Below are 26,770 nucleotides of genomic sequence, written 5' to 3' on the forward strand. Positions count from 1 at the left end.
CCGGGCAGCGGTGGCGGAACTGCCCCGCCCGGAGCGCCCCGACCCGGAGCGGCGGGCCCATGCGGATGCTGCCCCTGGGACGGTTGCCGGACCTGCGGCGGCGCAAGCGTCTGCGCCACCTGCTGACCCATCGCCATGCCGACCCCCAGGCCCATGCCCTCGCCGGCGCCGCCGGGGTTGCTCGCCGCGTCCCGGATCGCATCAGCCGCCTGGAAGCGCGCATAGTTCTCGACGTCTCCCATGACGCCCATCCGGCTGCGGGCGTCCAGGGCCTTCTCCACCTCGGGCGGCAGCGAGATGTTCTCGATGATGAACTTCGGGATCGCGATGCCGTGCGTCGGGGCCAACTCGTCGGTCAGCGCCTTGGCCAGCGTCTCGCCCAGATCGGTCTGCCGCGCCGCGAGGTCGAGCACGGGAACCCCCGCGCTTGCCAGCAGCGTCGACAGCCGCCCGACGATCAGCCGCCGCAAATACTCCTCGACCTCTTCGGTGCGGAACATCGGGTCGGTACCGGCGAGTTCGGTCAGGAGCATGGCGGGATCGACCACCCGCGCCGCGAAGCCGCCGAACGCGCGCAGCCGCACCATGCCGAACTCCGCGTCCCGCACGATGACCGGGTTCTGCGTGCCCCACTTCATCTCGGTGAACTGCCGGGTGGTGACGAAGTAGACCTCCGCCTTGAACGGGGAGTGAAAGCCGTGCTTCCAGCCCTGCAGCGTCGACAGCAGCGGCAGGTTCCCTGTCTCCAGCACGTAGGTGCCCGGCGCGAAGACATCCGCGATGCGGCCCTGGTTGACGAAGACGGCTGCCTGCGACTCGCGCACGATCAGACGCGCGCCCATCTTGATCTCATTCTCGTACCGCGGAAAACGCCAGACAATGGTGTCCCGACTGTCGTCCGTCCACTCGACGATGTCGATCAATTCACCGCGTATTCGGTCCATGAAACCCACTGCACGTCTCCCCGGTACGTCCGGTCGTCGATGTTGATGTGATACGGCCGGCGCAGTCGTGCGGGGGACTGCCCTCATGACGTCCGTCCCTTGAGCGCGGGAAAGCACTCTCCGCCGAGGGCGGCACCAGCCGCCCTCTCGACACTGCCCGCAGCCCGGGCACCACCGAAATACCGTGGAAGCCGCTTGCGCCGGGGCCACCGAATCGGCCGACACCGGCTGTTCCCTCGTTGGCCGAACGCCGAGGCTAGGCCAGCAACGCATATAACGCAACCGTTTACGTGGCGCTGAGCCGGCTCCCGGCCGTCACCGTCGCCAAGCTGCGTGCCCGTGCCCGGGGAGCGGGCCCAGGTCCATGCAGGGCCTCTGGCATCGATGGGTCCCGGGTCGAGTCCAGCCCGGGAGACGTGGGGTGTGCTGCTCCTCAGCCCTTGACGCAGACCACCTGCTTCAGCTTCGCGACGACCTCCACCAGGTCGCGCTGCTGGTCCATCACCTTCTCGATCGGCTTGTATGCGCCCGGGATCTCGTCCACCACACCCGCGTCCTTACGGCACTCCACCCCGCGCGTCTGGTGCTCCAGGTCCCGCGTCGTGAAGCGCTTCCTCGCCGCGTTGCGGCTCATCTTCCGGCCCGCACCGTGCGAGGCTGAGTTGAACGACGCGGCGTTCCCCAGGCCACGCACGATGTACGAACCGGTGCCCATGGAGCCCGGGATGATGCCGTAGTCGCCGCTGCCCGCGCGGATCGCGCCCTTGCGCGTCACCAGCAGGTCCATGCCCTCGTACCGCTCCTCCGCCACGTAGTTGTGGTGGCAGGAGATGACCTGATCGAAGGTCGGCCTGGCCTTCTTGAACTCCTTGCGGACGACGTCCTGGAAGAGCCCCATCATGATCGCGCGGTTGTACCTGGCGTACTCCTGCGCCCAGAACAGATCGTTCCTGTACGCCGCCATCTGCGGGGTGTCCGCGACGAACACCGCCAGGTCGCGGTCGACCAGGCCCTGGTTGTGCGGCAGTTTCCGGGCCTCGCCGATGTGGAACTCGGCCAGTTCCTTGCCGATGTTCCGCGACCCGGAGTGCAGCATCAGCCAGACCGAGCCCGACTCGTCCAGGCAGAACTCCACGAAGTGGTTGCCGCTGCCGAGCGAACCCATCTGCTTGGTGGCCCGCTCCTGGCGGAACTTGACGGCGTCCGCGATCCCGTCGAAGCGCGACCAGAAGTCGCCCCACCCGGAGGTGGGGAACCCGTGCAGCCGCCCCGGATCCACCGGTTCGTCGTGCATCGCCCGCCCCACCGGAATCGCCTGCTCGATCTTCGAGCGCAGCCGGGACAGGTCACCGGGAAGGTCGTCGGCGGTGAGCGAGGTCTTGACCGCGCTCATCCCGCAGCCGATGTCGACGCCGACCGCCGCCGGACAGACCGCCCCGTGCATCGCGATCACCGAGCCGACCGTGGCGCCCTTGCCGTAGTGCACGTCCGGCATGACGGCCAGGCCGTTGATCCAGGGCAGCGTCGCCACGTTGCGGAGTTGCTGCATGGCGCCGCCCTCGACGGTGGCCGGGTCGGTCCACATCCGGATCGGCACCCGGGCGCCGGGCACTTCGGTGTACGTCATGAAGTCCTCAATTCCCCCGAACAGAAGAAACCGCAAAAGCCGGACTTACCGCCAGCTTCTCGACAAGAAACCGGCAGGCGCGGCAGAGCGTGCGATAGACATTGTCTCCAGCGTCCGCCGACCGGCGGCAACACGTTTTCGTCCGAAGGGAGCCGGTCACCGTGCAGCGAAGGCCGTACGCACCGGGCACCGCCCTGGCCGCCGCGCTCCTCGCGGCCGGACTGGCCGCGGGCCTGGCGGGCTGCACCAGCGGTTCGGACGGCGGCGTCACGGACGACTCCAAGCCCGGCGACCCCGCGGCAGCGGCACCCGAAGCCGAGCCCGGCAAGTACCGCACGCTCGAAGAGCCCTGCGGTTCCGTCGAGCGCGGCACGCTTCGCGCACTGCTCCCCGGCCTCGACAGCCTCGCCGACGAGGAGCGGGACGAGGCGTACGAGGGCGAGGCCGCCCTGACCTATGACACGGACCGCCGGGTGGGCTGCCGCTGGCAGGCCCAATCCCCGGACGGCACCCGCCACCTGGGCATCGACTTCGAGCGCGTCGTCTCGTACGACCCGGCCGTCAGCGATGACGACCGTGCGCAGGAGCTCTACGACAAGAAGGCCGCGGCCGCCGACATCCCCGCTGTCGCCCCAGAGGCGAGCGAGGACGGGGGCACGGAGAGCCCGGAGAGCCCGGAGAGCCCGGAGAGCGACGAAAGCAACCAAAACGGAAAAGGCGCAGAAAACCTAGGAAGTGGCACATCCAAGGACGATGAGGACGGCGGCTCCGGCTCGTCGGGCTCCGCGTCCGCGTCCGCTTCGGAGTCCGCCGCCAACACCGCGGACAAGAGTGAGAAAGACAACAAGAACGGCGACGAGCCCCCCGGGGGCTCCCCCTCCGGCGGCTCCCCGTCCCCCGGCGAGGCGAGCTCGGATCCCGCCACCGCACCCCGCCCGCTCGACGACCTCGCCGATGTCGCGTACCTCGACGACCGGCTGGTCACGGCCGGTTCCGGCGTCCATCGGGACGTCACGATCGTCTTCCGCGCGTCGAACGTCATCGTCACGGTCGAGTACGACCAGTGGTCCTCCGCCCCCTCCTCCGTACCGGACAGTAGGGATCTCCAGGCCAAGGCCCTGCGCCTCGCCGAGGAGCTCGTCGGGCGTTTCGACGAATAGCCTGTCGGGCGAAAGGGGCGCGGAATACCCGCCGCCCCATGGATGACATGGACGACAGCGACGACGCATCGACGACCGCCGCCGAGAAGAAGAGCGAAGGAACCATGCACACCACAGCCCAGCGACCCACCCCGAGACTCGCCCGCCTCCTCGCGTGCGCAGCCGTCGTACCGGTGATGTTCGTAGCCGGCTGCTCGCTCGGCTCCGACGACAGCAAGGACTCGGCCTCGGACGGCAAAGCGTCGAAGTCGGCCGAGTCGACCCCCACCGTCGCGCCCGCCAAGTACGCCAAGCTGCCCCGCCCCTGCGACGCCTTCGACAAGAAGACCATCAAGGACCTGGTGCCGAAGGCGAAGAACAAGTCGGGCTCGGAGGGCAAATCAGCCGATCTCGAATCCCGCAGCTCCTGCTCCTGGAACGGTCTCGACGGTTTCCAGTACCGCTGGCTGGACGTCTCCTTCCAGCGCTTCGAGTCCGACACGTCTCTGGGCAGCGGCTCCGAGCGCGCCCAGGACTACTTCACCAAGCAGGTCGCCGGCGCCAAGTCGGTCAAAGGCGCCAAGAAGCTGAAGGCGGTCACGGCGGCCGGGCTCGGCGACCAGGCGACGACCATCGGCTACGACCTGAAGAAGGACCGCGAGGACTTCAAGAACCAGACCGTGGTCGCCCGTACGGCCAATGTCGTGGTCACGGTCAACTACAACGGCACGGGTTACGAGGACGCCAAGACGCCCAAGGCCGAGGAGATGCTCAAGGACGCGAAGCGCGCCGCCGAGGAGGCCGTCAAGGCCGTCGAGGACACGCGCAAGTAGTCCGGACGCGGGCCCAGTTGGACGTACGGCAGAGCCAGTAGCTAGCCGTACGGCGAGGCCCAGGAGTCGTACGGCGGGCCCAGGGGCCGTGCACGCGGGGAGGGCATCGGCCCCCCAGAAGAGGTGCGCGGGGCGGGGCGGGAAACGCGTCGCCGGGCGGTCGCCGTGTGGACGCCGTGCGGACGCCGCGCAGAGATAAGCCGCGAAACAGCAGAAACGGCCGTAGTGTGCCCGGGCCCCCGTGGACTCGGGCACCGCCGCGTCCACGCGTGTGCCAGGCTGTGCGGCGCCGGATGCCGAAGGCTGTTGGAGGGGACCGCGGGATGGCCGCGCCGAACGCGATGAAGCTCACACGCACACACCGCATACTCATCGGCGTCGTCGTCGCCGGCGCGCTCGTGATCGCGGGGATCGGCTTTGCCGGTTCGTACGCGGCGGTGCGCGATCTCGCCCAGCGCAAGGGATTCGGCGCCTTCGCCGTGGTCTTCCCCATCGGCATCGACGCGGGGATCGTCGTCCTGCTCGCGCTCGACCTGCTGCTGACCTGGATCCGCATCCCCTTCCCGCTGCTGCGCCAGACGGCCTGGCTGCTGACCGCCGCCACGATCGCCTTCAACGGCGCCGCGGCGTGGCCCGACCCGCTGGGCGTCGGGATGCACGCGGTGATCCCCGTCCTCTTCGTCGTCGCCGTCGAAGCCGCCCGGCACGCGATCGGCCGCATCGCCGACATCACCGCCGACCGGCACATGGAGTCGGTCCGCATCGCCCGCTGGCTGCTCGCCTTCCCCTCCACCTTCCGGCTGTGGCGCCGCATGAAGCTGTGGGAACTGCGCAGTTACGACGAGGTCATCCGGCTCGAACAGGACCGGCTCGTCTACCAGGCCCGGCTCCGCGCCCGCTACGGCCGCGCCTGGCGGCGCAAGGCGCCCGTGGAGTCCCTGATGCCGCTCAAGCTCGCGCGGTACGGGATACCGCTCGCCGAGACCGGCCCCGCGGGCCTGGCCGCAGCCGGTATCGACCCGCCGGTCGTCACCGCGGAGCGGCCCGCGCCCGGCGACCTGTCGTCCGGGCTCGCGTACGGGGCGGCGGCCGAGCGGCGTTCCCTGACCGCGGGGGAACCAGGCGCCGGGGTCTTGGGACTCGACCGTTCCTCCGCTACCGGAGCCGGCGACGGGCCCGTGTCCGAGGCACGGAGCGAGGGGCCGGCGACGGAGACGGCAGGGACCGAGAAGGAAGCGACCGAGACGGAAGCGACCGAGACGGCAGGGACTGTTCCGTACGCAGGTGCTGCGTACGGAACGGACGACGCCTGGGCGGCGGTCGCGGAGGCGCCGCCCGGGACCGGCCCCGGGCCCCAGCAGCCGCAACAGGCCCAGCCTGGGCAGCAAGCCCAGCCCCAGCAGCCGGAGCCCCCGGCCGAGCCGGAGACCTCGCACGTCACCGTGCCCGTCGGACCCGGCCGCTACCGTACTCTCGGCCAGGCCCAGGCCCAGGCGCCCGGCCAGTCCGCGTTCGTGCCCTCGCCCCGGACGAACGGGGCGGATCTGCAGGAGCAGCTCCTCGTCGAGCCCGCTGCACCGCCCGCCCGTAGCACCGAGGACTACCCCGCCCCCGAGGCGGGCGACGACCCCATCGGTTTCCCGGACGGGGTCCCGCGTGAGGAGGTGTATTTCGAGGCGTACCGCGGGTTCATAGCGGAGCAGGGCAGCCGCCCCACCGCCCGGCAGCTCTCCCGCGCGCTCAACGACCGCTTCGGCGTCACCAACAGCGACGGCAGCCTGCTCAGCGAGAGCTATCTGCGCACGTACATGCGGGAGTTCAGGGACCGCTACAACGCCGAGATGGGCATGGCAGGCTGACCCGGGCACCGGCTCCGCACCCGCGGCCACCCCCGCGCGACGCCCCGACCACCCGCCCACCGCGCCCCGCCCGAAAAAGCGAGCTCCCCCGGACCGCCGAGTTCGTGCCGGGGGCGGCCGGGCGGGCGGCCGATCTGGACCACGTCCGGAGGGAGCTCGCAAGGAGGCCCCGCTTCAGGCGCCGAGCAGCTTGCGGACCCGGTCCGCCCCGACCGCCAGCAGCAGCGTCGGCAGCCGCGGTCCGGTGTCCCGCCCGACCAGGAGCTGGTAGAGCAGCGCGAAGAAGGACCGCTGCGCGACCTTCAGCTCCGGCGTCGGCTTCGCGTCCGGCTCCAGTCCGGCCTGGACCTTCGGCACGCCGTAGACCAGCGTCGTCAGCCCGTCGAGCGACCAGTGCTCGTCCAGTCCGTCGAGCAGCAGCCGCAGCGACTCACGCTCGGTCTCGCCGAGCTTCGCCAGCGCCTCCGTGTCCGGCGCTTCCCGCACGCGCGTGCGCTGCTCGACCGGGACCTGAGTGGTGATCCACCGCTCCGCCTTGTCGAGCCGCGGCCGCGCCTCGTCCAGCGAGGTGACCGGGTTCTCCGGATCGAGGTCGCTGAGGATGCGCAGCGTCTGCTCGTCGTGGCCCGTGGTGATGTCCACCACCGATGCGAGCGTCCGGTACGGCAGGGGCCGCGGCGTGCGCGGCAGTTCACCCTCCGCGGTGCGTACCGCGCGGCTGTACGCGGCCGCGTCCGCAGACTGCGCCGCGCCGTCCGCGACCTTGCGCACCAGGGCGTCCCACTCGTCGTAGAGCCGCTGGATCTCCTGATCGAAGGCGATCTTGAAGGACTGGTTCGGCCTGCGCCGCGCGTACAGCCACCGCAGCAGCGGCGCCTCCATGATCTCCAGCGCCTCGGAGGCGGTCGGTACCCCGCCCTTGGAGCTCGACATCTTGGCCATTCCGCTGATGCCGACGAAGGCGTACATCGGCCCGATGGGCTGCTCGCCGCCGAAGATCTCCTCGACGATCTGCCCGCCGACGACGTACGACGAGCCCGGCGAGGAGTGGTCGACCCCGGACGGCTCGAAGATCACGCCTTCGTAGGCCCAGCGCATGGGCCAGTCGACCTTCCAGACCAGCTTGCCCCGGTTGTGCTCGGAGAGCCGCACGGTCTCGCTGTGTCCGCAGGCGCAGGTGTAGGACAGCTCGGTCGTCTCGTCGTCGTAGGCCGTCACGGTCGTCAGATCGCGGTCGCAGATGGAACAGTACGGCTTGTACGGGAAGTAGCCCGCTGCCGCCTTCCCGTCGTCCTCGCTCGCCGCACCGGACCCCTCGGCCGCGGCCTCGGCGGCAGCGGCGTCGGCCTCGTCGAGCTTGCCCTTCTGCTGCTGCTTGGGCTGCGCCTTCTTCTTGGCGTCGGCGCCCTTGTCCTTGGTGCGGTAGCGGTCGAGGATCGCGTCGATCCGCTCCCGTTCGCGCATCGCGAAGAGGATCTGCTCGCGGTAGGCGCCGGAGGTGTACTGCTCGGTCTGGCTGACGCCGTGGAACTTGATGCCGAGCTGCCGCATCGCCTCGATCATCGGAGCCTTGAAGTGCTCGGCCCAGTTCGCGTACGAGCTGCCGGGCGGGGCCGGGACGGAGGTCAGCGGCTTGCCGATGTGCTCGTCCCAAGACGGGTCGACGCCCGCGGGCACCTTGCGGAACCGGTCGTAGTCGTCCCACGACAGAAGGTGTACGCAGTCGTAGCCCCGCCGCCGGATCTCGTCCGCGACAAGGTGCGGAGTCATGACCTCGCGGAGATTGCCGAGGTGGATCGGCCCGGACGGGCTGAGGCCCGAGGCGCAGACGATCGGTTTGCCGGGCGCGCGGCGCTCCGCCTCGGCAATGACCTCGTCGGCAAACCTGGAGACCCAGTCGGTCTCAGTGCTCTGAGCCACGTTCGGCACTTCCTTCTTGATTCTCTTGATCTCTTCTCCGACAGCCTGGCGCCCCCATTGTCCCAGACCGAAATTCGGTGGCGGCGCCATGGGATACTGGCCTGAATCCCCTTCCACCCCAACGGAACGGTACGCATCCATGGCCTCGGTCCCTTCTCTCGCCGCCACGGTCCACCAGCGCGTCGCGGACGCCCTCTCGGCTGCCCTGCCGGAGGCCGGCACCGCGGACCCGCTGCTGCGACGCAGTGACCGGGCGGACTTCCAGGCCAACGGCGTGCTGGGCCTCGCCAAGAAGCTGAAGGGCAACCCGCGGGAGCTGGCCGGAAAGGTGGTCGACGGCCTGCCGGCCGATGACGTTCTGGCGGAGGTCGAGGTCTCGGGTCCCGGCTTCCTCAACATCACTGTCACCGACTCGGCGATCACCTCGACGCTGGCGGCGCGGGCCGCGGACGACCGGCTCGGAGTCCCGTACGCGGAGCACCCCGGCACGACGGTGATCGACTACTCCCAGCCCAATGTGGCCAAGGAGATGCACGTCGGCCACCTGCGCTCCACCGTGATCGGCGACGCGCTCGTCCAGATCCTGGAGCACCGGGGCGAGACCGTGATCCGGCGGCACCACATCGGCGACTGGGGAACCCAGTTCGGCATGCTCATCCAGTATCTGGTCGAGCACCCGCACGAGCTGGACCACGCGTCGGACAGCGCCTACGGCGACGGTGAGGGCGAGGCCGCCATGGCCCGGCTCAACCGGCTCTACAAGGCGTCGCGAGCCCTCTTCGAGTCCGACGAGGAGTTCAAGACGCGGTCCCGGCGCAAGGTCGTCGACCTCCAGGCCGGTGACGAGGAGACCCTCGCCCTCTGGCACAAGATCGTCGATGAGTCGAAGATCTATTTCCAGGGTGTCTACGACAAGCTGGACGTCGAGATCCGGGACCCGGACATCGTCGGCGAGAGCGCCTACAACGACATGCTCGTCGAGACCTGCCAGCTCCTGGAGGAGTCGGGCGTCGCCGTCCGCTCCCAGGGCGCGCTCTGCGTGTTCTTCGACGACATCAAGGGCCAGGACGGCTCCCCCGTCCCGCTCATCGTGCAGAAGGCGGACGGCGGCTTCGGCTACGCGGCGAGCGACCTCGCCGCGATCCGCGACCGCACGGGCGTATTGAAGGCCGACACCCTCCTCTACGTCGTGGACGCCCGGCAGGCGCTGCACTTCCGGATGGTCTTCGAGACCGCCCGCAGGGCCGGCTGGCTCACCGACGAGGTCACCGCCTCGCACCTCCCGTTCGGCACGGTGCTGGGCAAGGACGGCAAGCCGTTCAAGACCCGTGCGGGCGAGACGGTCCGGCTGGTCGACCTGCTCGACGAGGCGACCGAACGGGCGGCCGCGGTCGTCCGGGAGAAGGCCCAGGACCTCACCGACGAGGAGGTCGCCGAGCGGGCGTCGCAGGTGGGCATCGGCGCCGTGAAGTACGCCGACCTGTCCAACTCGCTCACCCGGGACTACGTCTTCGACCTGGACCGGATGGTCTCGCTCAACGGCGACACCAGCGTCTACCTCCAGTACGCCTACGCCCGGATCCGGTCGATCCTCCGCAAGGCGGGGGACGCCCGGCCGGTCGCGCACCCGGAGCTGCCGCTGGCACCCGCCGAGCGGGATCTGGGCCTGCACCTCGACGACTTCGCCGACGTGCTGACGGGCGTCGCCGAGACGTACGAGCCGCACAAGCTGGCCGCGTATCTCTACCAGCTCGCCTCGCTGTTCACGACCTTCTACGACCAGTGCCCGGTCCTGAAGGCCGAGACGGCCCGGACGGTGGAGAACCGGCTCTTCCTGTGCGACCTCACGGCCCGGACGCTCCACCAGGGCATGGCCCTGCTGGGCATCCGCACGCCCGAGCGGCTCTGACCCCTCCCGTACGGACGCCGAAGGGGGCCGGTGACGCGGCGCGATCCGCGTCACCGGCCCCTTCAGCGTGTTCCGCTACCGACCCAGTGATTGCTCGTTGAAGACTTCGATCTTGCAGCGGGCCCGCCCGGACCTGGCGATCCTGGCGTCGCTCGTGACCAGGGGCACCTCGAACCCCTCGGCCAGAGCGACATATGTGGCGTCGTAGGCGGACAGGTTCGCGAACAGCTCCCGCACCCTGGGCAGTAGAGGCGTGTGCTCCATGCGCCTGACGGGCAGCGCCGCGAACGCCTCCCACGCAGAGTCGAGTTGACCATCTGTCAGCTTTCTACGGCGGCGCTGCCCCAGCAGGGCCGAGGTGACCTCGACGTCGAGCAAGTAGGGGGCAGCGATCCGCTCCCCCATGGAACGCTCGCGCAGCGCCTCTCCCACCGGGCCCGCATCGGCCACCAGCAGGACCAGCGCGCCGGCGTCGACGACGATCACTCGCGACGCCTTCCTGCTGCGGTGTCCTCCAGTACGTCATCGGTCGCCAGGTGCGCGGTGACACGCTCGCGAATCCGGGTGATGACGTCCTCGATCGCTGGGGTGGCCGCCTCCTCTTCGAGAAGGGCTCTAGCGTATGCCTGTAGGGACTGCTTGTTGCGGGCAGCTCGTATCTTCAGCTCTGCCAGCGCATCCTCGGACAGGTCACGTACATAGAGAGTCGCCATGCAACAAGAATGGTCGCATTGCCAGCATTCTGCTAGCAGGGCTCGGGGGACTCCACACGCTGCGTTCACCCGAACTCACACCAGACCACCTTGCCCGGGTCGCGCTCGCCGACGCCCCACTTGTCCGCGAGCGCCTCGACGAGCAGGAGCCCACGCCCGCCCTCGTCCCCGGCCTCCGTATCCGGAATCCGCGGGCACCCGTCGCCGCTGTCGTGCACCTCGATCCGGAGCGGTCCCGCGACTCCGTCCCGTGACAGGAACAGCTTGAAGCCCCTCCCCGGCGGCACTCCGTGCAGCAGCGCATTCGTGGCCAACTCGCTCACGCAGAGCAACACATCGTCCGCGCGGTCCTCGATCCCCCAGTCCACGAGCGCCTGCCGCACGAACTCCCTGGCAGCGGGCACGGATCGGCGGTCACGGCGGTAGAACCGCTCGCGGAGATACGGGGCATGAGTTGTGCCGTTCATAACGCCATGGTCGCTCTCCGTCACTACGCTGAACAGTGCGCCCGCCCGTACGGATCGTTTGTACGGGCTGACGGTGAGTAACGCGGGGACACGGGCGGGGAGTTGGTCGGGCATGCACCCACGGAAGAGGAAGAACGCGTCGTCGGTACGGCTCGTCGGCGCGCTCACGGCGCAGTTCCGCCGGTCCGCACGGCTGACCCAACGGGAGCTGGGCGAACGCCTCGGCCTGCACGAGGAGACCATCGCCTCCATCGAGCAGGGCAGGCGCCCACTGAAGCCGGACCTGGCGGAGGACTTGGACCGAATCCTGGAGACCAAGGGCGCGCTCGCGGTGGCGGTGGCGAACATGCCGGAAGTGGACAAGTTCCCGGTGTGGGCGGCGGAGTTCATCGACTACGAGCGGGAGGCGATCGACCTCTCCACGTACGAGAACCAAGTTGTGCCAGGTCTGCTCCAGACCGAGGCGTACGCTCGCGCGGTCTTCCGTAGTGTCGTCCCGCTACTGGGGGACGAGGAAGCAGAGCGCCGGGTCTCAGCGCGACTGGAACGCCAATGCATCTTGCACCACAAGGTCCCGCGGACCCTCAGCTTCATCATCTCCGAGGCTGTACTCATGGACCACCTCGGCGGGGGCACGGTTCACGCCGAACAGCTAAGGCACCTGCGCCTCTGCACTGACCTCCCCGGCCTCTCCTTGCAGATCATGCCTTTCGGAAGACAAACCCACGCCGGGTTGGAGGGCCCGTTCGTCCTCCTCGAAACGGCCGATCACGAGCACCTCGCATACGTCGAGGCTCATCGCGGCAGCATGCTCATCTCCGACCCCGACGAGGTCAGCATCTTGGCCCGGAAATATGCAATGCTGCGAACTCAGGCCCTCAATCCCGATGAGACCAAGGGCGAGTTGGACCGGCTGCTAGGAGAGCGATGAACGACTGCGCACTGGAGTGGTTCAAGTCCACCTACAGCGGGAGCGAGGGCGGTGCGTGCATCGAGGTCGCCTACGCCTGGCGCAAGTCCAGTTACAGCACGGGGGAAGGCGGCAATTGCGTAGAGGTGTCCGCCCACCCCACCACCGTCCACGTCCGTGACTCCAAGGACCCCCACGGGCCCGTGCTCGACTTCACGCCCGCCGCCTGGGCCTCGTTCGCCGCCTGGGTCGCCGACAACGCGTAAGCCGCGCCCGGCAGTTCATCCGTTGCCGGATGATCACCCGGCGATCTGGCGTGGCGCCGTGCTGCCGCCTGCGGGTCGGGCCGCCATCACCCTGATGCCCGACGCCTCATCCACCGCAGGATCCGTCCGGCGTCGCCCGCCCGCGCGACCTGGACGCATTCAGGTCGGATGTGGCGGTGCTTTGGCGGTGCCCTTGGCGAGCATGCCCGCGAGCAGCATGACCAGCAGAGCGAACCCCACGCCGCGCAACGTCCACAGCACCCGGTAGCTTTCAGCGGAGTAGTCGGAGGGCTGCGGAAGGTCCATCAGGATGAGCACTCCCGCCGCGATGGCCGCCGTGTAGAGCGTGTAGTTCCAGAACCGGATCGCCACCCCGTGCATGAACAGGACGAGCGCGACCACTTCGAATCCGCGCTCGGTCATGGCCAGGCACGGTGCCCGTAGCCGCCTCCCGGGTCGTCCAGCCACGTGAACAACAACCCGAACAGCGCACTGAGGACATACACCTCGTGGCCGATCGCCCAGAAGACAATCAGCTCCACCAGCGCGAGGTCCAGGAACAACACCGCTCGCGACCAGTTGATCCCCGCGGGGACAAGCTCGAACACTTCGACAGCCAGCTCGTGATCGTCCCCCTGTGAACGGGCTGTCCTTGTGCTCCGCTCGCACTTGCCATGGCCGCCCTCGTTCACGCCGGTCGTCAGGTCTGCCTCTCAGTCCCGCATTCTGCGATTCCAGCGCGACCGCCCTGAAGCAACCCACGGACGTCGGTCGAAGACGGTGCATCCGTCAGTCATCCGGCGGAGCCTGTTGAGGCCGGGCAGTGCCGGTTGTTCCTCGTCGGCGGCGTCCGAGTCGCGCAGCGGGGCGCAGGCCGCCCGGCAGGGCGGAGAGTTGGAAGGAGCAGCGGCCGAGCGTGTTGATGTGGTGCCGCTGCTGGACGCGCTCACGGATGCCTGGTTCGGCACCGGCCGAACCCCCGGAGGGCAACGTAGGGACACGGACTGCCCCGGACCAAGATCAGGCCAACTGGCCGCTTTGCACCGGGTCTTGTTGACCCACGCCGATCCATCCGGATAGGCAACCCTTCGGGCATATCACCTGTCCAACCCGACGTAACCGTTTTCGATACCTGGGGGGTAGAAATGCGACGGTTGGGTACCACGCTGGCCGCGCTCGTTCTGGCAAGTGCGGGGCTGGCAGCAACAGCGACTTCGGCCACCGCCGCCGCGGCGGCACCCGCGTCCGCGACGGCCTGCGCGACAGGCTGGGGCAGCACCGAAAAGACGGCCTCCCCGACCGGCTACACGCCGCTGACGGACATCAGGACCGGCCGCCACACCTGCTACGACCGGATGGTCTTCGACGTCCCCGGCACCGGCAGCAACCGCATCGGCTACACGGTGCACTACGTCAACAAGCTCTACCAGGACGGCTCGGGCCAGTTCATACCGGTCGGCGGCGGGGCCGTCCTCGAGATACGGGTGGCGGCACCGAGCTACGACCCGGACACCGGAGCGGCGACGTACCCGGGGCGGGCGGGCAAGCCGCTGCCCGGCGTGAACCTCACCGGGTACAAGACGTTCAAGGACGCCCGGTTCGCGACGAGCTTCGAGGGCGAAACGCAGATCGGTCTGGGGGTGCGCGCCCGACTGCCGTTCCGGGTGTTCCAGACGGGCGAGCGGCTCGTGATCGACGTGGCCCACTCCTGGTCCGCGGGTCGCTGATCAGGAGCGGACGCTGTCGGCGAAGCGGCGCCGGGCGGTCACGCCGCCCGGCGCCGCGACGTCTTCCGCGACGTGGAACCGGCCTGCCGACCCGACCCGCTGGAGCTACGGCCCGACGCGGCGGAGCCACGGCCCGACCCCGTAGAGGAACGGCCCGACGCCGTGGCCGAACGGCCCGACGCCGTGGCCGAACGGCCGGACGGGCGGCGCCTTCGGGAGCCGCCGTTCGCCGTCTCGCGGGGCTGCTCGGGGGCCGGTTCCGCGACCGTGACGGCCACGCCGGAGGGAGCCGTGGCGCCGGTGATGCGGGCCAGTTCGGCGTCTGCGGGGCGCACCTTCGCGACCTGAGGCGTGATCCCGGCATCGGCCATGATCCGGCTCATCTCCCGGCGCTGATGCGGCAGAACGAGGGTGACCACCCGTCCGGACTCCCCGGCGCGTGCCGTACGGCCCCCACGGTGGAGATAGTCCTTGTGGTCGGCCGGAGGGTCGACGTTCACGACGAGGTCGAGATCGTCGACGTGAATCCCTCGGGCAGCGACATTGGTGGCGATCAGTGCGGTGACGTCACCCCGCTTGAACTGGTCCAGGGTGCGCGTACGCCGGGACTGGGACTTGCCGCCGTGCAGTGCCGCGGCCCGTACCCCACTGCTCAGGAGCCGCCGGGCGAGGCGGTCCGCCGCGTGCTTGGTGTCCAGGAACATGATCACCCGTCCGTCGCGGGCGGCGATCCGGATGACGGCTTCCTGCTTGTCCGCGTCCGCGATGTGCAGCAGGTGGTGCTCCATGGAACTGACGGCACCGGCGGACGGGTCCACGGAGTGGACGACGGGGTCGCTCAGAAAACGCTGGACCAGCGTGTCGATGTTGCGGTCGAGGGTGGCCGAGAAGAGCAGCCGCTGGCCGTCGGCGGGCACCTGCCGCAGCAGAGCGGTGACCTGGGGCATAAAGCCCATGTCGGCCATCTGGTCGGCCTCGTCGAGCACGGTTGTGCCGACCTGGTCCAGAGCGCAGTCGCCGCGCTCGATGAGGTCCTTGAGGCGCCCGGGGGTGGCCACGACGATCTCGGCGCCCGAGCGCAGATCCGCGGCCTGGCGGCCGATCGACAGCCCGCCGACCACGGTGGCCGCCCGCAGCTGAAGGCGCCGGGCGTACGGGGCGAGGGCGTGGGTCACCTGCTGGGCCAGTTCCCGGGTGGGAACCAGGACGAGGGCGAGCGGCCGGCGCGGCTGCGCACGGTTCCCCGCGGTGCGGGCGAGCAGCGCGAGACCGAAGGCGAGCGTCTTACCGGAGCCGGTGCGTCCGCGACCCAGTACGTCACGGCCGGCGAGGGCGTTCGGCAGTGTCGCGGCCTGGATGGGGAACGGCACGGTCACCCCCTGCCGGGTCAGCTCGTCCATGAGGGGGCGCGGCATGTCCAGCTCGGCGAACGAGCGGGCGGCGGGCAGCGCCGGGGCTATGGGGGTGGGAAGAGCGAAATCGCTCGGTCCGGAACCGCCTCCGCGGCCACGAGTGGAGGCGGACGGCTGCGAGCGGGTGTTTCGGGCGGGGCGGGCACGACGATTCACTGGGAAGGAACCTTCCTCGGGGCGACGGCGCGAACCGGGGAGGTGTCCGTGGCGGCGGAGCCGACCGGAGAGTCGCGGGAACGAGCCGGAAGAGACGGGAACGAGCCGGAGATGACGAGCGGCCGGCAGGGCGGATCGGGAACGAGCCGGTGAGGACCACGCGAGACCGCACAGGCGAGGGCCCGCACCCTTCAGGTGCGGGCCCCTGCCGTGTGGCTCGTCCGTGGATCAGGCCGGGACGATGTTCTCCGCCTGCGGACCCTTCTGGCCCTGCGTGACGTCGAAGTTGACCCGCTGGCCCTCCTGGAGCTCACGGAAGCCCTGGGTGGCGATGTTCGAGTAGTGGGCGAAGACGTCGGCGCCGCCGCCGTCCTGCTCGATGAAGCCGAAGCCCTTTTCCGAGTTGAACCACTTGACGGTTCCGCTGGCCATAGCAATCTCCTTGTGGGGGAGGCAGTAAAGAATCCGCACCCTGCGGATTCCACGTCGCCGAAATGACCCCATCCGATGAGATCGGCAAAACAAAATGCACCTGAGGCATTTCCGTCAGGTGCACACAACGTTCATGGGTACCAAAACTGCAACGCAAAAGAATGTAGCACACTTCTTTCCGCGTTGGCGATTTGCTTATCGCCGTATGTCCTTCCTGCCGGGACCGAACTGTGGGACGCTGGGCGAACCGAGTACGCACGGCGTACTACTCCCTCCCCCCTTCTGAGGCCCCATGCGTGTCATCATCGCCGGCTACCCCTTCGACCTGACCGCGAGCGAGGTGGAGCTGACGATGCGCGGCGTGAGGCCGGAACCGGTCACCGGTCCCAGCGTCCGCATCGGCCGCTCCACCTACCCGGTCAAGCAGGTCGGAGCCCTGGTCACACGGCAGGACCGCCGTGACTTCACTGCGAATGAGGTGACACGGGCCATGAAGCGTCTGGGGTTCACCTGCCAGGCGGCACCCGAGCCGCCTCCCGTTCCGCCGGCCGCCGTCGTGGACGACTTCGCGTACCCGGACACGCTGCCGGTCGTGCCCCCACCCGCCCCCCGTGAGCCGTCGTCGCCGCCCCCCTCGCCCTCGCCATTCGCCGACTGACGGACCCACCACCGGCTGACGGACCCACCACCGGCTGACGGGTACCGCCACCGGCTGACGGGTCCCCCACCGCCGAACCGGCCCCCCCTCGCGAGACTTCGCCGACGGCGGAATCCCCGATCTCGCCTCATCGGACGCGGCGCTCCTACCCTGAGTGGGTGAGCAGCCACGCGCCGAACCAAGCCCGCGTCACCCCCCTGCGCCCGGTCGCGGCACCCGCCACGGCCGGGGCGCCGACCACACCCGCCCCTCCCCCCACGGGAGAGCCGGCGGCCGGTCGCGGGGGGCCGACCGCTCAGGCCCCCGCCGCTCACGCCGCCCCCGCCGCCCCCACCGCACCGGCGAAGGAGCCGCTGTGGCGGGACGTCATCGGCGAGATCCTGCGCCGCGAACGGCTCGCCCAGAAGCGGACGTTGAAGGACGTGGCCGACGCGGCGCGGATCTCCATGCCGTATCTCTCCGAGGTCGAACGCGGCCTGAAGGAGGCGTCGTCCGAGGTGCTGGCCGCCGCCGCTGCCGCGCTCGGTCTCGGGCTCGCCGACCTCCTGGCCCTGGGCCACCACGAGATCATCCGCCTGACGGGTGCCCGCGGGACCGCGCTGCCGACGCCCGCGCACGCCCGCCCGCTGATCTCCCGTACCCCGCTGCGGGCAGCCGCGCGCCAGGGCGACGTACGGCTCGCCGCCTGACGCCCGCGCGGGCCGGCGCCGGAACCGGCGGGTCAGGCCACCGGGCTCAGGCGGCGGGACAGCATCTCGTCGGCGAGCCCGTACGCCACGGCCTCCTGCGCGGTGAACACCTTGTCGCGGTCCATGTCCGCGCGCAGCGTGGCCACATCGTGGCGGGTGTGACGGGCCAGCACCTCCTCCACCTGGGAGCGGATCCGGACCATCTCCTTCGCCTGGAGGCTGAGGTCGGAGACCGTTCCCTGACGGCCGCCGCTTGCGGGCTGCCCGAGCAGCACCCGCGCGTGCTCCAGGATCATGCGCCGCCCCGGGTCCCCTCCGGCGAGGAGGACGGCCGCGGTCGAGGCCGCCTGGCCGACGCAGAAGGTCGAGACGGGCGAGGTGACGAAGGTCATCGTGTCGTAGATGGCCATGAGCGAAGTGAACGAGCCGCCGGGCGAGTTGATGTAGACCGAGATCTCGCGTTCGGGATTCGACGACTCCAGGTGCAGGAGCTGGGCGATGACGACATTGGCCACGCCGTCGTCGATCTCCGTACCGAGGAAGACGATGCGCTCGGACAGCAGCCGGCTGTAGATGTCGTACGCGCGCTCGCCCAGCGCGGTGCGCTCGACGACCGTCGGAATCGTGTACTGGCCCATGTCAGATCCCCATCCGTCGCTGCGATCCGGCCGGTCGGACGTCGGCCAGCGACTCCACGACGCGATCGACCATCCCGTACTCCTTGGCCTGCTGAGCGGTGAACCACCGGTCGCGGTCGCCGTCGCGGGCGATGGTCTCGGGCGTCTGGCCCGTGTGCTCTGCGGTGATGCGCTCGATGGCCTTCTTGGTGAATTCGAGGTTCTCGGCCTGGATGGCGATGTCGGCAGTGGTCCCGCCGATGCCGGCGGAGGGCTGGTGCATCATGATCCGCGCGTTCGGGAGGGCGTAGCGCTTTCCCCTGGAACCGACGGTGAGCAGGAACTGGCCCATGCTGGCGGCGAATCCCATGACGAGGGTGGAGACAGCGTTGGGGACGAGCCGCATCGTGTCGTGGATCGCCAGGCCCGCAGTCACCGAGCCGCCTGGGCTGTTGATGACGAGGCTGATGTCGGTGCGTGCGTCCTCGGCCGAGAGCAGGAGGAGCTGGGCGCATACGCGGTTCGCGGAGACCTCGTCGACCTGGGTGCCGAGAAAAACGATCCGCTGGTTGAGGAGCTGGGCGGCCAGATCGTCGTCGAAGCGTGTGGGAAGCGTGTCGCCGTCGGCGGCGCGCGGGGCGAGGGCCGGGTCACGGCCGGTGCTCAGTGGAGCCATCGGTCCTCCTCGAAGAGGGCGGGACGCGGCTGCTGCCGCGCCGGTGGCTCCACTGTCGGCGCGTCCGAGCGGATACGTCAGGGATCTTGGCCCGCAGCAGATTCGCTGCGGGCGTAGGGGTCCGGCCTTGGGCAGTTGGCGCAGGCCCGAGGCGGTGGCGGACATCCGGCGGAGGATCTCGCGGCCGCTGCCGGTCGTCGCCGGAGCCCGTTCGCCGCTCGTGGAAAAAGGCCGAGCGGCCCGCTTCCGGCCCCTGCTACGGTCGGTCGTATGCAGCGTGCCGCGATGACGACGACGCCGGAGACCGTCCCGGCGCGCTGACCGATGTCCTGATCCGAAGCCCCGGGGCGAGTGGCCCGGGGCTTCGCCGTGCGGGTACTCGCCCCTCGCCCGACGTCCGCGAGGAGACCGCGATGCACGACCACCGCAGGATCGGCCGTGAGCTCGACCTGTTCGACACCGACCCTCTGATCGGCGCGGGTCTGCCGTACTGGCTGCCCGACGGCGGCGCCGTACGGCATGCGCTGGAGGAGTACATCCGCACCGCGGAGAGGCGCGCGGGTTATCGCCACGTCTACTCGCCGGTGCTGGGCAAACGCGAGCTGTACGAGATCTCGGGCCACTGGTCGCACTACAGCGACGACATGTTCCCGCCGATGGACGTGGGCGGAGAGCAGGTCGTCCTGCGGCCCAGCCTGTGCCCGCATCATGCGCTGATCTACCGCTCCCGTTCCCACAGCTACCGTGAACTCCCCCTGCGCATGGCCGAGTTGGGCGGGATGTTCCGGTCCGAGCTGTCCGGCGTGCTCGGCGGGCTGGCCCGCGTACGGTCGATCCAACTCAACGACGCGCACATCTTCTGCACCCCGGATCAGGTCACCGACGAGGCGCGAGCGGCCCTGGAGATGATCGGCAGAGCGTACGAGGCACTGGGCATCGTCCCGTCCCGCTACCGGCTCTCCCTACCCGGGCCCGGCGGGAAGTACGTCGCGGCGCCCGGGATGTGGAAGCGGGCCACCGCCCTGCTGACCGAGGTCCTCGACCGCTCGGGGCTGAGTTACGAGGCGGCCGAGGGCGAGGCCGCGTTCTACGGGCCGAAGGTCGACATCCAGGTCACCGACAGCGCGGGACGGGAGTCCACCCTGTCGACCGTGCAGATCGACTTCCACCAGCCCGAGCAGTTCGATCTGCACTACATCGGGGCGGACGGCGCCAAGCACCGGCCCGTGATGGTCCACCGCAGCATCATCGGCAGTGTGGAGCGGGCTGTCGCGCATCTCATCGAGGCCCACGGCGGGGCGTTCCCGGCCTGGCTGGCCCCCGTGCAGATCGTGGTCCTGCCGGTCTCCGACGCGGAGGCGGAACGCGCCGGGGCGTTCGCCCGGAGCTGCGCGGAACGCGATCTGCGGGCCGAGGTGGCCGGCGCGGAGCGAGGCAGCCTGGGCGCACGCATCCGTCAGGCGCGCCTCGTGCCGTACCAGGCCGTGATCGGCCCCGAGGAGGCCGCCGACGGGCGGGTGGCGCTGCGGCTGCGCGACGGCCGCCGGCCGGAGCCGCTGCCCGCCGGGGATGCGCTCGCCCGTATCGGGGGCCTGGTGGGATCCCACAGCACAGCGCTGTGGGACGGCGAGCAGGGCGCGTAGCCGGCCGGGCCGCTCCCGGGCCACGGCGAGCGCAACGCATCGCCGTGGCCGCAGGCCCACCGCGCTGCGGTGTGCATCATTCCGGTGTGCCCCGGCAGGAGCTGTGCCGGCCGGACGCGCAAAGGGTGGTCACTCCCCGCGCTGGAGCCGCTGTGCGACCTCCGTCGCCCAGTACGTCAGGATCAGTCCCGCGCCCGCGCGCCGGATGCCCGTCAGGGTCTCCATGATCACGCGGTCGCGCTCCAGCCAGCCGTTGGCCGCCGCGGCCTCGACCATCGCGTACTCGCCTGAGATCTGGTACGCGGCCACCGGCACGTCCACCTCGTCCGCGATACGGCGCACGATGTCGAGGTGGGGCAGCGCGGGCTTGACCATCACCATGTCCGCGCCCTCGGCCAGGTCGAGCGCCAGCTCACGCAGCGCCTCACGGGCGTTGGCCGGGTCCTGCTGGTAGGTCTTGCGGTCGCCCCTGAGCGAGGAGGCCACGGCCTCGCGGAACGGCCCGTAGAACGCCGACGCGTACTTGGCCGTGTAGGCGAGGATCGCGACATCCTGACGGTCGATGCCGTCCAGCGCCTCGCGGATGACGCGCACCTGACCGTCCATCATGCCGCTGGGGCCCACCACATGGGCGCCCGCGTCCGCCTGGACACGGGCCATCTCCGCGTACCGCTCCAGCGTCGCGTCGTTGTCCACCCGGCCCTCGGGGTCCAGCACACCGCAGTGGCCGTGGTCGGTGTGCTCGTCCAGGCACAGGTCGGACATGACGACCAGGTCGTCCCCGACCTCGGACCGTACGTCCTGCAGGGCGAGTTGGAGGATGCCGTTCGGGTCGGTGCCCGGCGAACCGATGGCGTCCTTCTTCGACTCCTCCGGGACGCCGAACAGCATCATCCCGCCCACGCCTGACTGCACCGCCTCAGCAGCCGCCTTCCGCAGGGTGTTGCGGGTGTGCTGGACGACGCCCGGCATGGTGGAGATCGGCACCGGCTCGGAGATGCCCTCCCGCACGAAGGCGGGAAGGATCAGCTCGGCCGGGTGAAGCCGCGTCTCGGCGACCATCCGCCGCATGGCGGGGGTCGTCCGGAGTCGCCGCGGCCGCGCGCCGGGGAAGTTTCCGTAAACGCTCAACTGCGCCTCCTGCGCGAACCCGGACGGCGCTCGCTCGGCCGGGTGACATGTTCACCTGCCTCGACCGCTGCCGCCCGGCGCTGCGCGCCGAACTCCGCGAGTGCCTCGGCCAGCTTGTGCACCGACGGCTCAGGCGAGAGGACGTCGACCCGCAGGCCGTGCTCCTCCGCGGTCTTGGCCGTCGCGGGGCCGATGCAGGCGATGACGGTGACGTTGTGCGGCTTGCCGGCGATGCCCACCAGATTCCGCACGGTGCTGGACGAGGTGAACAGCACGGCGTCGAACCCGCCGCCCTTGATCGCCTCGCGGGTCTCGGCCGGCGGCGGCGAGGCGCGCACGGTCCGGTACGCGGTCACGTCGTCCACCTCCCAGCCCAGCTCGATCAGCCCGGCGACCAGTGTCTCGGTCGCGATGTCGGCGCGCGGAAGAAAGACACGATCGATGGGGTCGAAGACCGGGTCGTACGGCGGCCAGTCCTCCAGCAGCCCGGCCGCGGACTGCTCGCCGCTGGGCACCAGATCCGGCTTAACTCCGAAGTCGACCAACGCCTTGGCGGTCTGCTCGCCGACCGCCGCGACCTTGATCCCGGCGAAGGCACGGGCGTCGAGCCCGTATTCCTCGAACTTCTCCCGTACGGCCTTGACCGCGTTGACCGAAGTGAAGGCGATCCACTCGTAGCGGCCCGTCACCAGGCCCTTGACGGCGCGCTCCATCTGCTGCGGCGTGCGCGGCGGTTCCACGGCGATGGTGGGGACCTCGTGCGGCACGGCGCCGTAGGACCGGAGCTGGTCGGAGAGCGAGGCCGCCTGCTCCTTCGTCCGCGGGACGAGGACCTTCCAGCCGAAGAGCGGCTTGGACTCGAACCAGGCGAGCTGGTCGCGCTGGGCCGCGGCGCTGTGCTCGCCGACCACGACTATCACCGGCTGATTGCCGGACGGGGACGGCAGAGCCTTCGCCGCCTTGAGGACCTGCGCGATGGTGCCGAGCGTGGCCGACCACGTCCGCTGCCGGGTGGTCGTTCCCGCGACGGTGACGGTCATCGGGGTGTCGGGCTTGCGCCCGGCGGCGACCAGTTCACCGGCTGCCGCGGCGACAGCGTCCAGTGCGGTGGAGACGACGACCGTCGCGTCGCTGGCCCCGGTCTCGCTCCAGCAGCGCTCGGACGCCGTGCGCGCGTCGACGAAACGGACGTCCGCACCCTCGGCGGACCGCAGCGGCACACCGGCGTACGCGGGCACGCCGACGGCCGTCGCCACACCCGGGACCACCTCGAACGGGATGCCCTCACCGGCGCAGGCCAGCATCTCCGCACCCGTGTCGGCGTCCAGGCCGGGGTCGCCGGCGACCGCGCGGACGACCCGCTTGCCGGCGCGCGCGGCCCCCATGACAAGATTGGCCGCATCTCGCAGGGCGGGGGCGGCTGTTGAGGCTGCCCCGGCGGAAGCCTCGTCCTGCTCCGGCTGCGGAATGTCCGCGCCCGTCCTCGCATGCCGGCTCACCACGTCGAGCACCTGCGGGTCGGCCACCAGGACGTCCGCGTGGGCCAGCGCCTCCACGGCGCGCAGCGTCAGCAGTCCCGGATCTCCGGGTCCGGCACCGAGGAAGGTGACGTGACCGAGAGCAGCGTGTGGTGCTCGTGCAAGTTGTGCGGCGGTGGGGCTCAAAGTGCGCGCTCCCCCATCAGACCGGCCGCACCCTTGGCCAGCATCTCGGCGGCGAGTTCGCTGCCGAGGGCGAGGGCGTCGTCATGAGACGCGGGTACGGGACCGGTGGTGGACAGCTGCACCAGCGTCGTGCCGTCGGTGGTGCCGACGACGCCGCGCAGGCGCATTTCGGTGACAGCCTGCCCGTCGGCCAGAAGGTCGGCCAGAGCACCGACAGGTGCACTGCAACCGGCCTCCAGGGCGGCGAGCAGGGATCGCTCGGCCGTCACGGCGGCCCGCGTGAGCGGGTCGTCGAGTTCGGCGAGCCGGGCTGCGAGATCCGTGCCAGACGCAGCACATTCGACCGCCAGCGCTCCCTGGCCGGGGGCCGGCAGCACGGTGTCGACGGGCAGCATCTCGGTGACCTCGTCGACGCGGCCGATCCGGGTCAGCCCCGCGGCGGCCAGAACGACGCCGTCGAGCTCCCCGGAACGTACGTAGCCGATCCGGGTGTCGACATTGCCGCGGATCGGGACGGTCTCGATGTCGAGACCGAGACTGCGAGCCCAGGCGTTCAGCAGCGCCGTCCTGCGCGGCGAACCGGTGCCGATACGGGCGGGCCGGGATGCCTCGCGGGCGGAGGCCGCCAGTTCCGCGAAGCCGAGACCGTCGCGGCCCACCAGGGCGTCACGGGGGTCCTCGCGAGGGGGTACCGCGGCGATCACCAGTTCGGCGGGCTGCGTGGTCGGCAGGTCCTTCAGCGAGTGCACGGCGAAGTCGACCTCGCCGCGCAGCAGGGCGTCGCGCAGCGCGGTGACGAAGACTCCGCTGCCGCCGATCTGCGCGAGGGACGCGCGGGAGGTGTCTCCGTAGGTGGTGATCTCCACCAGCTCGACCGGGCGGCCGGTCACATCGCGTACGGCGTCGGCTATGCGCCCGGACTGGGCCATGGCCAGCTTGCTGCGGCGGGTCCCGAGCCGCAGCGGCCGGAGAGCGGAGGTGCCGGAGGCGGGACGGCTGACGCTCATGTGGCCCGCCCTCCCCGGTTCGGATCGCTGGTGTCGGCACGGCTGACGGCGGCGACGGCCTGCGGGTCGAGGTCGAACAACTCCCGCAGGGCGTCCGCGTATCCGGCACCGCCGGGCTCGCCCGCCAGTTCCTTGACCCGCACCGTGGGCGCGTGGAGAAGCTTGTCGACCACGCGGCGCAGCGTCTGCGTGATCTCGGCGCGCTCCTTGTCGCCCAGGCCGGGCAGGCGTCCGTTGAGCCGGGAGACCTCGCTCTCGACGACGTCCGCCGCCATGGTGCGCAGGGCCACGACCGTGGGGGTGATGTGGGCCGCACGCTGAGCCGCGCCGAAGGCGCCGACCTCCTCGGACACGATCGCCCGGACCCGGTCGACATCGGCCGCCATGGGGGCGTCGGCGGACGCCTCCGCGAGGGTTTCTATGTCGACGAGGCGCACGCCGTCTATGCGGTGGGCCGCCGCGTCGACGTCACGGGGCATGGCCAGGTCGAGCACGTCGAGGCGGTGCCCGGGACGCCCGGCGAGGGCGGTCTGCAGGGCGGCGCCCGTCAGTACGAGGCCGGTGGCACCCGTACACGAGACGAGGAGGTCGGCCGCGGCGAGTTCGGCGGCGACAGTGTCCATGGGGACGGCACGGGCCGTGAAGACCGCGGAGCCGGCGACTCCGCGGGCACTCTGCTCGACGAGGGCGGCGGCCAGGCGCTCCGCCCGGTCCTCGGTCCTGTTGGCGATCACCAGTTCGGTGATACCGGCGCGCGCCAGCGTCGTCGCCGTCAGCGACGACATCGAACCCGCGCCGATGACGAGGGCGCGCTTGCCCCGGGCCCACGCCTCGACGGCCGTGCCGTCGGCGAGCTGCTCCAGACCGAACGTGACGAGCGACTGCCCGGCCCGGTCGATACCGGTCTCGCTGTGGGCCCGCTTGCCGACCCGCAGCGCCTGCTGGAACAGGTCGTTGAGCAGGCGGCCCGTGCTGTGCTGCTCCTGGCCGAGCGCCAGCGCGTCCTTGATCTGGCCGAGGATCTGGCCCTCACCGACGACCATCGAATCCAGACCGCAGGCCACCGAGAACAGATGGTGGACGGCCCGGTCCTCGTAGTGCACGTAGAGGTACGGGGTCAGCTCCTCGAGACCGATACCGCTGTGCACGGACAGCAGCGTCGACAACTCGGCGACACCCGCGTGGAACTTGTCGACATCGGCGTACAGCTCGATGCGGTTGCAGGTGGCGAGCACGACGCCCTCGGCCGCGGGCTCCGCGGCGACCGCGTCCTGCAGCAGCTTGCCCTGCGCCTCGGCTGCGAGCGAGGCCCGCTCGAGCACGCTCACCGGCGCGCTGCGGTGGCTCAGGCCGACGACCAGAAGACTCATGCGGGCATCACGGCGGGGACGTCCCCCTCCGGTCCCTTCCTGCCGCGGTCGACCCTGCCTCCGTCGGCACCCGCGCGCACGGCCGGCGGCGCGACCGCCCCGGCGGCCTCGGGCAGATCGGCGCCGTCCTCGCCCGCCTTCCGCTGCTCGTGGAAGGCGAGGATCTGCAGCTCGATGGAGAGGTCGACCTTGCGCACATCGACGCCGTCGGGGACGGACAGCACGGTGGGCGCAAAGTTGAGGATCGAGGTGACACCGGCGGCGACCAGCCGCTCGCAGACCTGCTGGGCGGCGCCGGCCGGGGTGGCGATGACCCCGATGGAGACGCCGTTGTCGTTGATGATCGCTTCCAGGTCGTCGGTGTGCCGTACGGGCAGACCGGCCACGGGCTTGCCCGTCATGGCGGGGTCGGCGTCGATCAGCGCGGCGACCCGGAAACCGCGGGAGGCGAAGCCGCCGTAGTTGGCGAGCGCGGCGCCGAGGTTGCCGATACCGACGATCACGACCGGCCAGTCCTGGGTCAGGCCGAGCTCGCGGGAGATCTGGTAGACGAGGTACTCGACGTCGTAGCCGACACCGCGCGTCCCGTACGAGCCCAGGTACGAGAAGTCCTTCCGCAGCTTGGCGGAGTTCACCCCGGCCGCCGTGGCGAGCTCTTCGGAGGAGACCGTGGGGACCGAGCGCTCCGAGAGCGCGGTCAGCGCTCGCAGATACAGCGGAAGCCTGGCGACGGTGGCCTCGGGAATCCCTCGGCTACGGGTCGCCGGTCGGTGTGTTCGGCCAGTTGCCACGGTGCTCCTGCGGGTAGAGCGGGGCTGCAGGCGGTCACACGTCCCACGACCGCCCCGTTGACAGCAGGCTATGTCTTTGTGAACGCGTGCACAAAGATGGTGTCCGCTTTGTCCGGTCAAAGTGACCGGGGTCACGCGGTTCGACGACATGATCGCGGAACCACCCGCGGGACGGACCCGTTGAGCGCCGGCAGGGACCACGCGCACACT

27 protein-coding genes are annotated in these 26,770 nt (G+C 70.4%); 10 read left to right on the top strand and 17 right to left on the bottom strand.

Annotated features, from left to right (window positions below; genetic code table 11):
- Together AB0M26_RS27220 and AB0M26_RS27225 are read right to left on the bottom strand one after the other, a co-directional pair.
- Nucleotides 1-953 (bottom strand): SPFH domain-containing protein (locus tag AB0M26_RS27220; RefSeq protein ID WP_365264938.1); only part of this gene is annotated, 953 nt, incomplete at its 3' end.
- A gap of 424 nt (nucleotides 954-1,377) precedes the next feature.
- Nucleotides 1,378-2,571, bottom strand: a complete 1,194-nt coding sequence (locus AB0M26_RS27225) for an RtcB family protein (protein WP_365264940.1) — start codon at nucleotides 2,569-2,571, stop codon at nucleotides 1,378-1,380.
- A gap of 161 nt (nucleotides 2,572-2,732) precedes the next feature.
- On the opposite strand from AB0M26_RS27225, the gene AB0M26_RS27230 reads away from it, so the two are divergent.
- From AB0M26_RS27230 to AB0M26_RS27240, 3 genes are all read left to right on the top strand, one after another.
- Nucleotides 2,733-3,731, top strand: coding sequence for a hypothetical protein (locus AB0M26_RS27230; protein WP_365264942.1), 999 nt, complete (start codon nucleotides 2,733-2,735; stop codon nucleotides 3,729-3,731).
- 38 nt (nucleotides 3,732-3,769) lie between these two features.
- A complete protein-coding gene (locus AB0M26_RS27235; RefSeq protein WP_365264944.1) occupies nucleotides 3,770-4,543 on the top strand; it encodes a DUF3558 domain-containing protein in 774 nt (257 codons plus the stop codon).
- A gap of 323 nt (nucleotides 4,544-4,866) precedes the next feature.
- Nucleotides 4,867-6,402, top strand: a complete 1,536-nt coding sequence (locus tag AB0M26_RS27240) for a DUF2637 domain-containing protein (protein ID WP_365264946.1) — start codon at nucleotides 4,867-4,869, stop codon at nucleotides 6,400-6,402.
- A 174-nt stretch (nucleotides 6,403-6,576) separates the two neighbouring features.
- Here AB0M26_RS27240 and lysS read toward each other — a convergent pair whose 3' ends face one another.
- The gene (gene lysS, locus AB0M26_RS27245) at nucleotides 6,577-8,322 is read right to left on the bottom strand and encodes a lysine--tRNA ligase (RefSeq protein WP_365264947.1); all 1,746 of its coding nucleotides are present in this window, start codon (nucleotides 8,320-8,322) and stop codon (nucleotides 6,577-6,579) included.
- 139 nt (nucleotides 8,323-8,461) lie between these two features.
- On the opposite strand from lysS, the gene argS reads away from it, so the two are divergent.
- Nucleotides 8,462-10,231 (top strand): arginine--tRNA ligase, encoded by a 1,770-nt coding sequence (argS, locus tag AB0M26_RS27250; RefSeq protein WP_365264949.1) that lies wholly within the window; start codon nucleotides 8,462-8,464, stop codon nucleotides 10,229-10,231.
- 75 nt (nucleotides 10,232-10,306) lie between these two features.
- Here argS and AB0M26_RS27255 read toward each other — a convergent pair whose 3' ends face one another.
- From AB0M26_RS27255 to AB0M26_RS27265, 3 genes are all read right to left on the bottom strand, one after another.
- Nucleotides 10,307-10,717, bottom strand: coding sequence for a type II toxin-antitoxin system VapC family toxin (locus AB0M26_RS27255; RefSeq protein ID WP_365264951.1), 411 nt, complete (start codon nucleotides 10,715-10,717; stop codon nucleotides 10,307-10,309).
- Nucleotides 10,714-10,944 (bottom strand): hypothetical protein, encoded by a 231-nt coding sequence (locus tag AB0M26_RS27260; RefSeq protein ID WP_365264952.1) that lies wholly within the window; start codon nucleotides 10,942-10,944, stop codon nucleotides 10,714-10,716. The genes AB0M26_RS27255 and AB0M26_RS27260 overlap by 4 nt, the downstream gene beginning before the upstream one ends.
- A 65-nt stretch (nucleotides 10,945-11,009) precedes the next feature.
- Complete coding sequence (locus AB0M26_RS27265) at nucleotides 11,010-11,411, bottom strand: ATP-binding protein (protein ID WP_365264954.1); 402 nt, start codon at nucleotides 11,409-11,411, stop codon at nucleotides 11,010-11,012.
- 112 nt (nucleotides 11,412-11,523) lie between these two features.
- Here AB0M26_RS27265 and AB0M26_RS27270 point away from each other — a divergent pair, with 112 nt between their 5' ends.
- Nucleotides 11,524-12,342 carry a helix-turn-helix transcriptional regulator gene (locus tag AB0M26_RS27270; protein WP_365264956.1) on the top strand — a complete coding sequence of 273 codons (819 nt, stop codon included), beginning with the start codon at nucleotides 11,524-11,526 and terminating at the stop codon, nucleotides 12,340-12,342.
- Nucleotides 12,339-12,587 carry a DUF397 domain-containing protein gene (locus tag AB0M26_RS27275; RefSeq protein WP_365264958.1) on the top strand — a complete coding sequence of 83 codons (249 nt, stop codon included), beginning with the start codon at nucleotides 12,339-12,341 and terminating at the stop codon, nucleotides 12,585-12,587. The genes AB0M26_RS27270 and AB0M26_RS27275 overlap by 4 nt, the downstream gene beginning before the upstream one ends.
- A 159-nt stretch (nucleotides 12,588-12,746) precedes the next feature.
- Here AB0M26_RS27275 and AB0M26_RS27280 read toward each other — a convergent pair whose 3' ends face one another.
- Nucleotides 12,747-13,010, bottom strand: a complete 264-nt coding sequence (locus AB0M26_RS27280; protein WP_365264960.1) for an FUSC family protein — start codon at nucleotides 13,008-13,010, stop codon at nucleotides 12,747-12,749.
- The gene (locus AB0M26_RS27285; RefSeq protein ID WP_365264962.1) at nucleotides 13,007-13,195 is read right to left on the bottom strand and encodes a hypothetical protein; all 189 of its coding nucleotides are present in this window, start codon (nucleotides 13,193-13,195) and stop codon (nucleotides 13,007-13,009) included. Before AB0M26_RS27285 ends, AB0M26_RS27280 begins: the two co-directional genes overlap by 4 nt.
- Nucleotides 13,196-13,732: 537 nt before the next feature.
- Between AB0M26_RS27285 and AB0M26_RS27290 the strand changes: the two genes are divergently transcribed.
- Nucleotides 13,733-14,314 (top strand): hypothetical protein, encoded by a 582-nt coding sequence (locus AB0M26_RS27290; RefSeq protein WP_365264964.1) that lies wholly within the window; start codon nucleotides 13,733-13,735, stop codon nucleotides 14,312-14,314.
- Nucleotides 14,315-14,352: 38 nt separating this feature from the next.
- Here the strand turns inward: AB0M26_RS27290 and AB0M26_RS27295 are convergent, their stop codons facing one another.
- A complete protein-coding gene (locus AB0M26_RS27295) occupies nucleotides 14,353-15,882 on the bottom strand; it encodes a DEAD/DEAH box helicase (RefSeq protein ID WP_365264966.1) in 1,530 nt (509 codons plus the stop codon).
- Between the two features lie 228 nt (nucleotides 15,883-16,110).
- A complete protein-coding gene (locus AB0M26_RS27300) occupies nucleotides 16,111-16,314 on the bottom strand; it encodes a cold-shock protein (RefSeq protein ID WP_360861903.1) in 204 nt (67 codons plus the stop codon).
- A 292-nt stretch (nucleotides 16,315-16,606) separates the two neighbouring features.
- On the opposite strand from AB0M26_RS27300, the gene AB0M26_RS27305 reads away from it, so the two are divergent.
- Nucleotides 16,607-16,972, top strand: coding sequence for an SCO5918 family protein (locus AB0M26_RS27305; RefSeq protein ID WP_365264968.1), 366 nt, complete (start codon nucleotides 16,607-16,609; stop codon nucleotides 16,970-16,972).
- A gap of 158 nt (nucleotides 16,973-17,130) precedes the next feature.
- Entirely contained in the window at nucleotides 17,131-17,661 is a 531-nt protein-coding gene (locus AB0M26_RS27310; protein WP_365264970.1) for a helix-turn-helix transcriptional regulator, read from the top strand.
- A gap of 32 nt (nucleotides 17,662-17,693) precedes the next feature.
- Here the strand turns inward: AB0M26_RS27310 and AB0M26_RS27315 are convergent, their stop codons facing one another.
- Entirely contained in the window at nucleotides 17,694-18,299 is a 606-nt protein-coding gene (locus tag AB0M26_RS27315) for an ATP-dependent Clp protease proteolytic subunit (protein WP_365264972.1), read from the bottom strand.
- 1 nt (nucleotide 18,300) lies between these two features.
- The gene (locus AB0M26_RS27320; RefSeq protein ID WP_365264974.1) at nucleotides 18,301-18,954 is read right to left on the bottom strand and encodes an ATP-dependent Clp protease proteolytic subunit; all 654 of its coding nucleotides are present in this window, start codon (nucleotides 18,952-18,954) and stop codon (nucleotides 18,301-18,303) included.
- Between AB0M26_RS27320 and thrS the strand changes: the two genes are divergently transcribed.
- The gene (thrS, locus tag AB0M26_RS27325; protein ID WP_365264976.1) at nucleotides 18,945-20,597 is read left to right on the top strand and encodes a threonine--tRNA ligase; all 1,653 of its coding nucleotides are present in this window, start codon (nucleotides 18,945-18,947) and stop codon (nucleotides 20,595-20,597) included. The two genes, AB0M26_RS27320 and thrS, sit on opposite strands and share 10 nt — an antisense overlap.
- Before the next feature lie 129 nt (nucleotides 20,598-20,726).
- Here thrS and hemB read toward each other — a convergent pair whose 3' ends face one another.
- From hemB to AB0M26_RS27350, 5 genes are read right to left on the bottom strand one after another with little or no spacing between them, the layout of a single operon-like run.
- Entirely contained in the window at nucleotides 20,727-21,728 is a 1,002-nt protein-coding gene (gene hemB, locus AB0M26_RS27330; RefSeq protein WP_365264978.1) for a porphobilinogen synthase, read from the bottom strand.
- A complete protein-coding gene (locus AB0M26_RS27335) occupies nucleotides 21,725-23,392 on the bottom strand; it encodes a uroporphyrinogen-III synthase (RefSeq protein ID WP_365264980.1) in 1,668 nt (555 codons plus the stop codon). Before AB0M26_RS27335 ends, hemB begins: the two co-directional genes overlap by 4 nt.
- A complete protein-coding gene (gene hemC / locus AB0M26_RS27340) occupies nucleotides 23,389-24,399 on the bottom strand; it encodes a hydroxymethylbilane synthase (RefSeq protein WP_365264982.1) in 1,011 nt (336 codons plus the stop codon). Before hemC ends, AB0M26_RS27335 begins: the two co-directional genes overlap by 4 nt.
- Nucleotides 24,396-25,769 (bottom strand): glutamyl-tRNA reductase, encoded by a 1,374-nt coding sequence (locus tag AB0M26_RS27345; protein WP_365264984.1) that lies wholly within the window; start codon nucleotides 25,767-25,769, stop codon nucleotides 24,396-24,398. Before AB0M26_RS27345 ends, hemC begins: the two co-directional genes overlap by 4 nt.
- Nucleotides 25,766-26,560: a redox-sensing transcriptional repressor Rex gene (locus AB0M26_RS27350; RefSeq protein ID WP_365264986.1), complete on the bottom strand. Its 795-nt coding sequence runs from the start codon at nucleotides 26,558-26,560 to the stop codon at nucleotides 25,766-25,768. Before AB0M26_RS27350 ends, AB0M26_RS27345 begins: the two co-directional genes overlap by 4 nt.
- Nucleotides 26,561-26,770: the final 210 nt, after the last annotated feature.

The sequence above is a fragment of the Streptomyces sp. NPDC051776 genome, assembly GCF_040681345.1.
Taxonomy (GTDB): Bacteria; Actinomycetota; Actinomycetes; order Streptomycetales; family Streptomycetaceae; genus Streptomyces.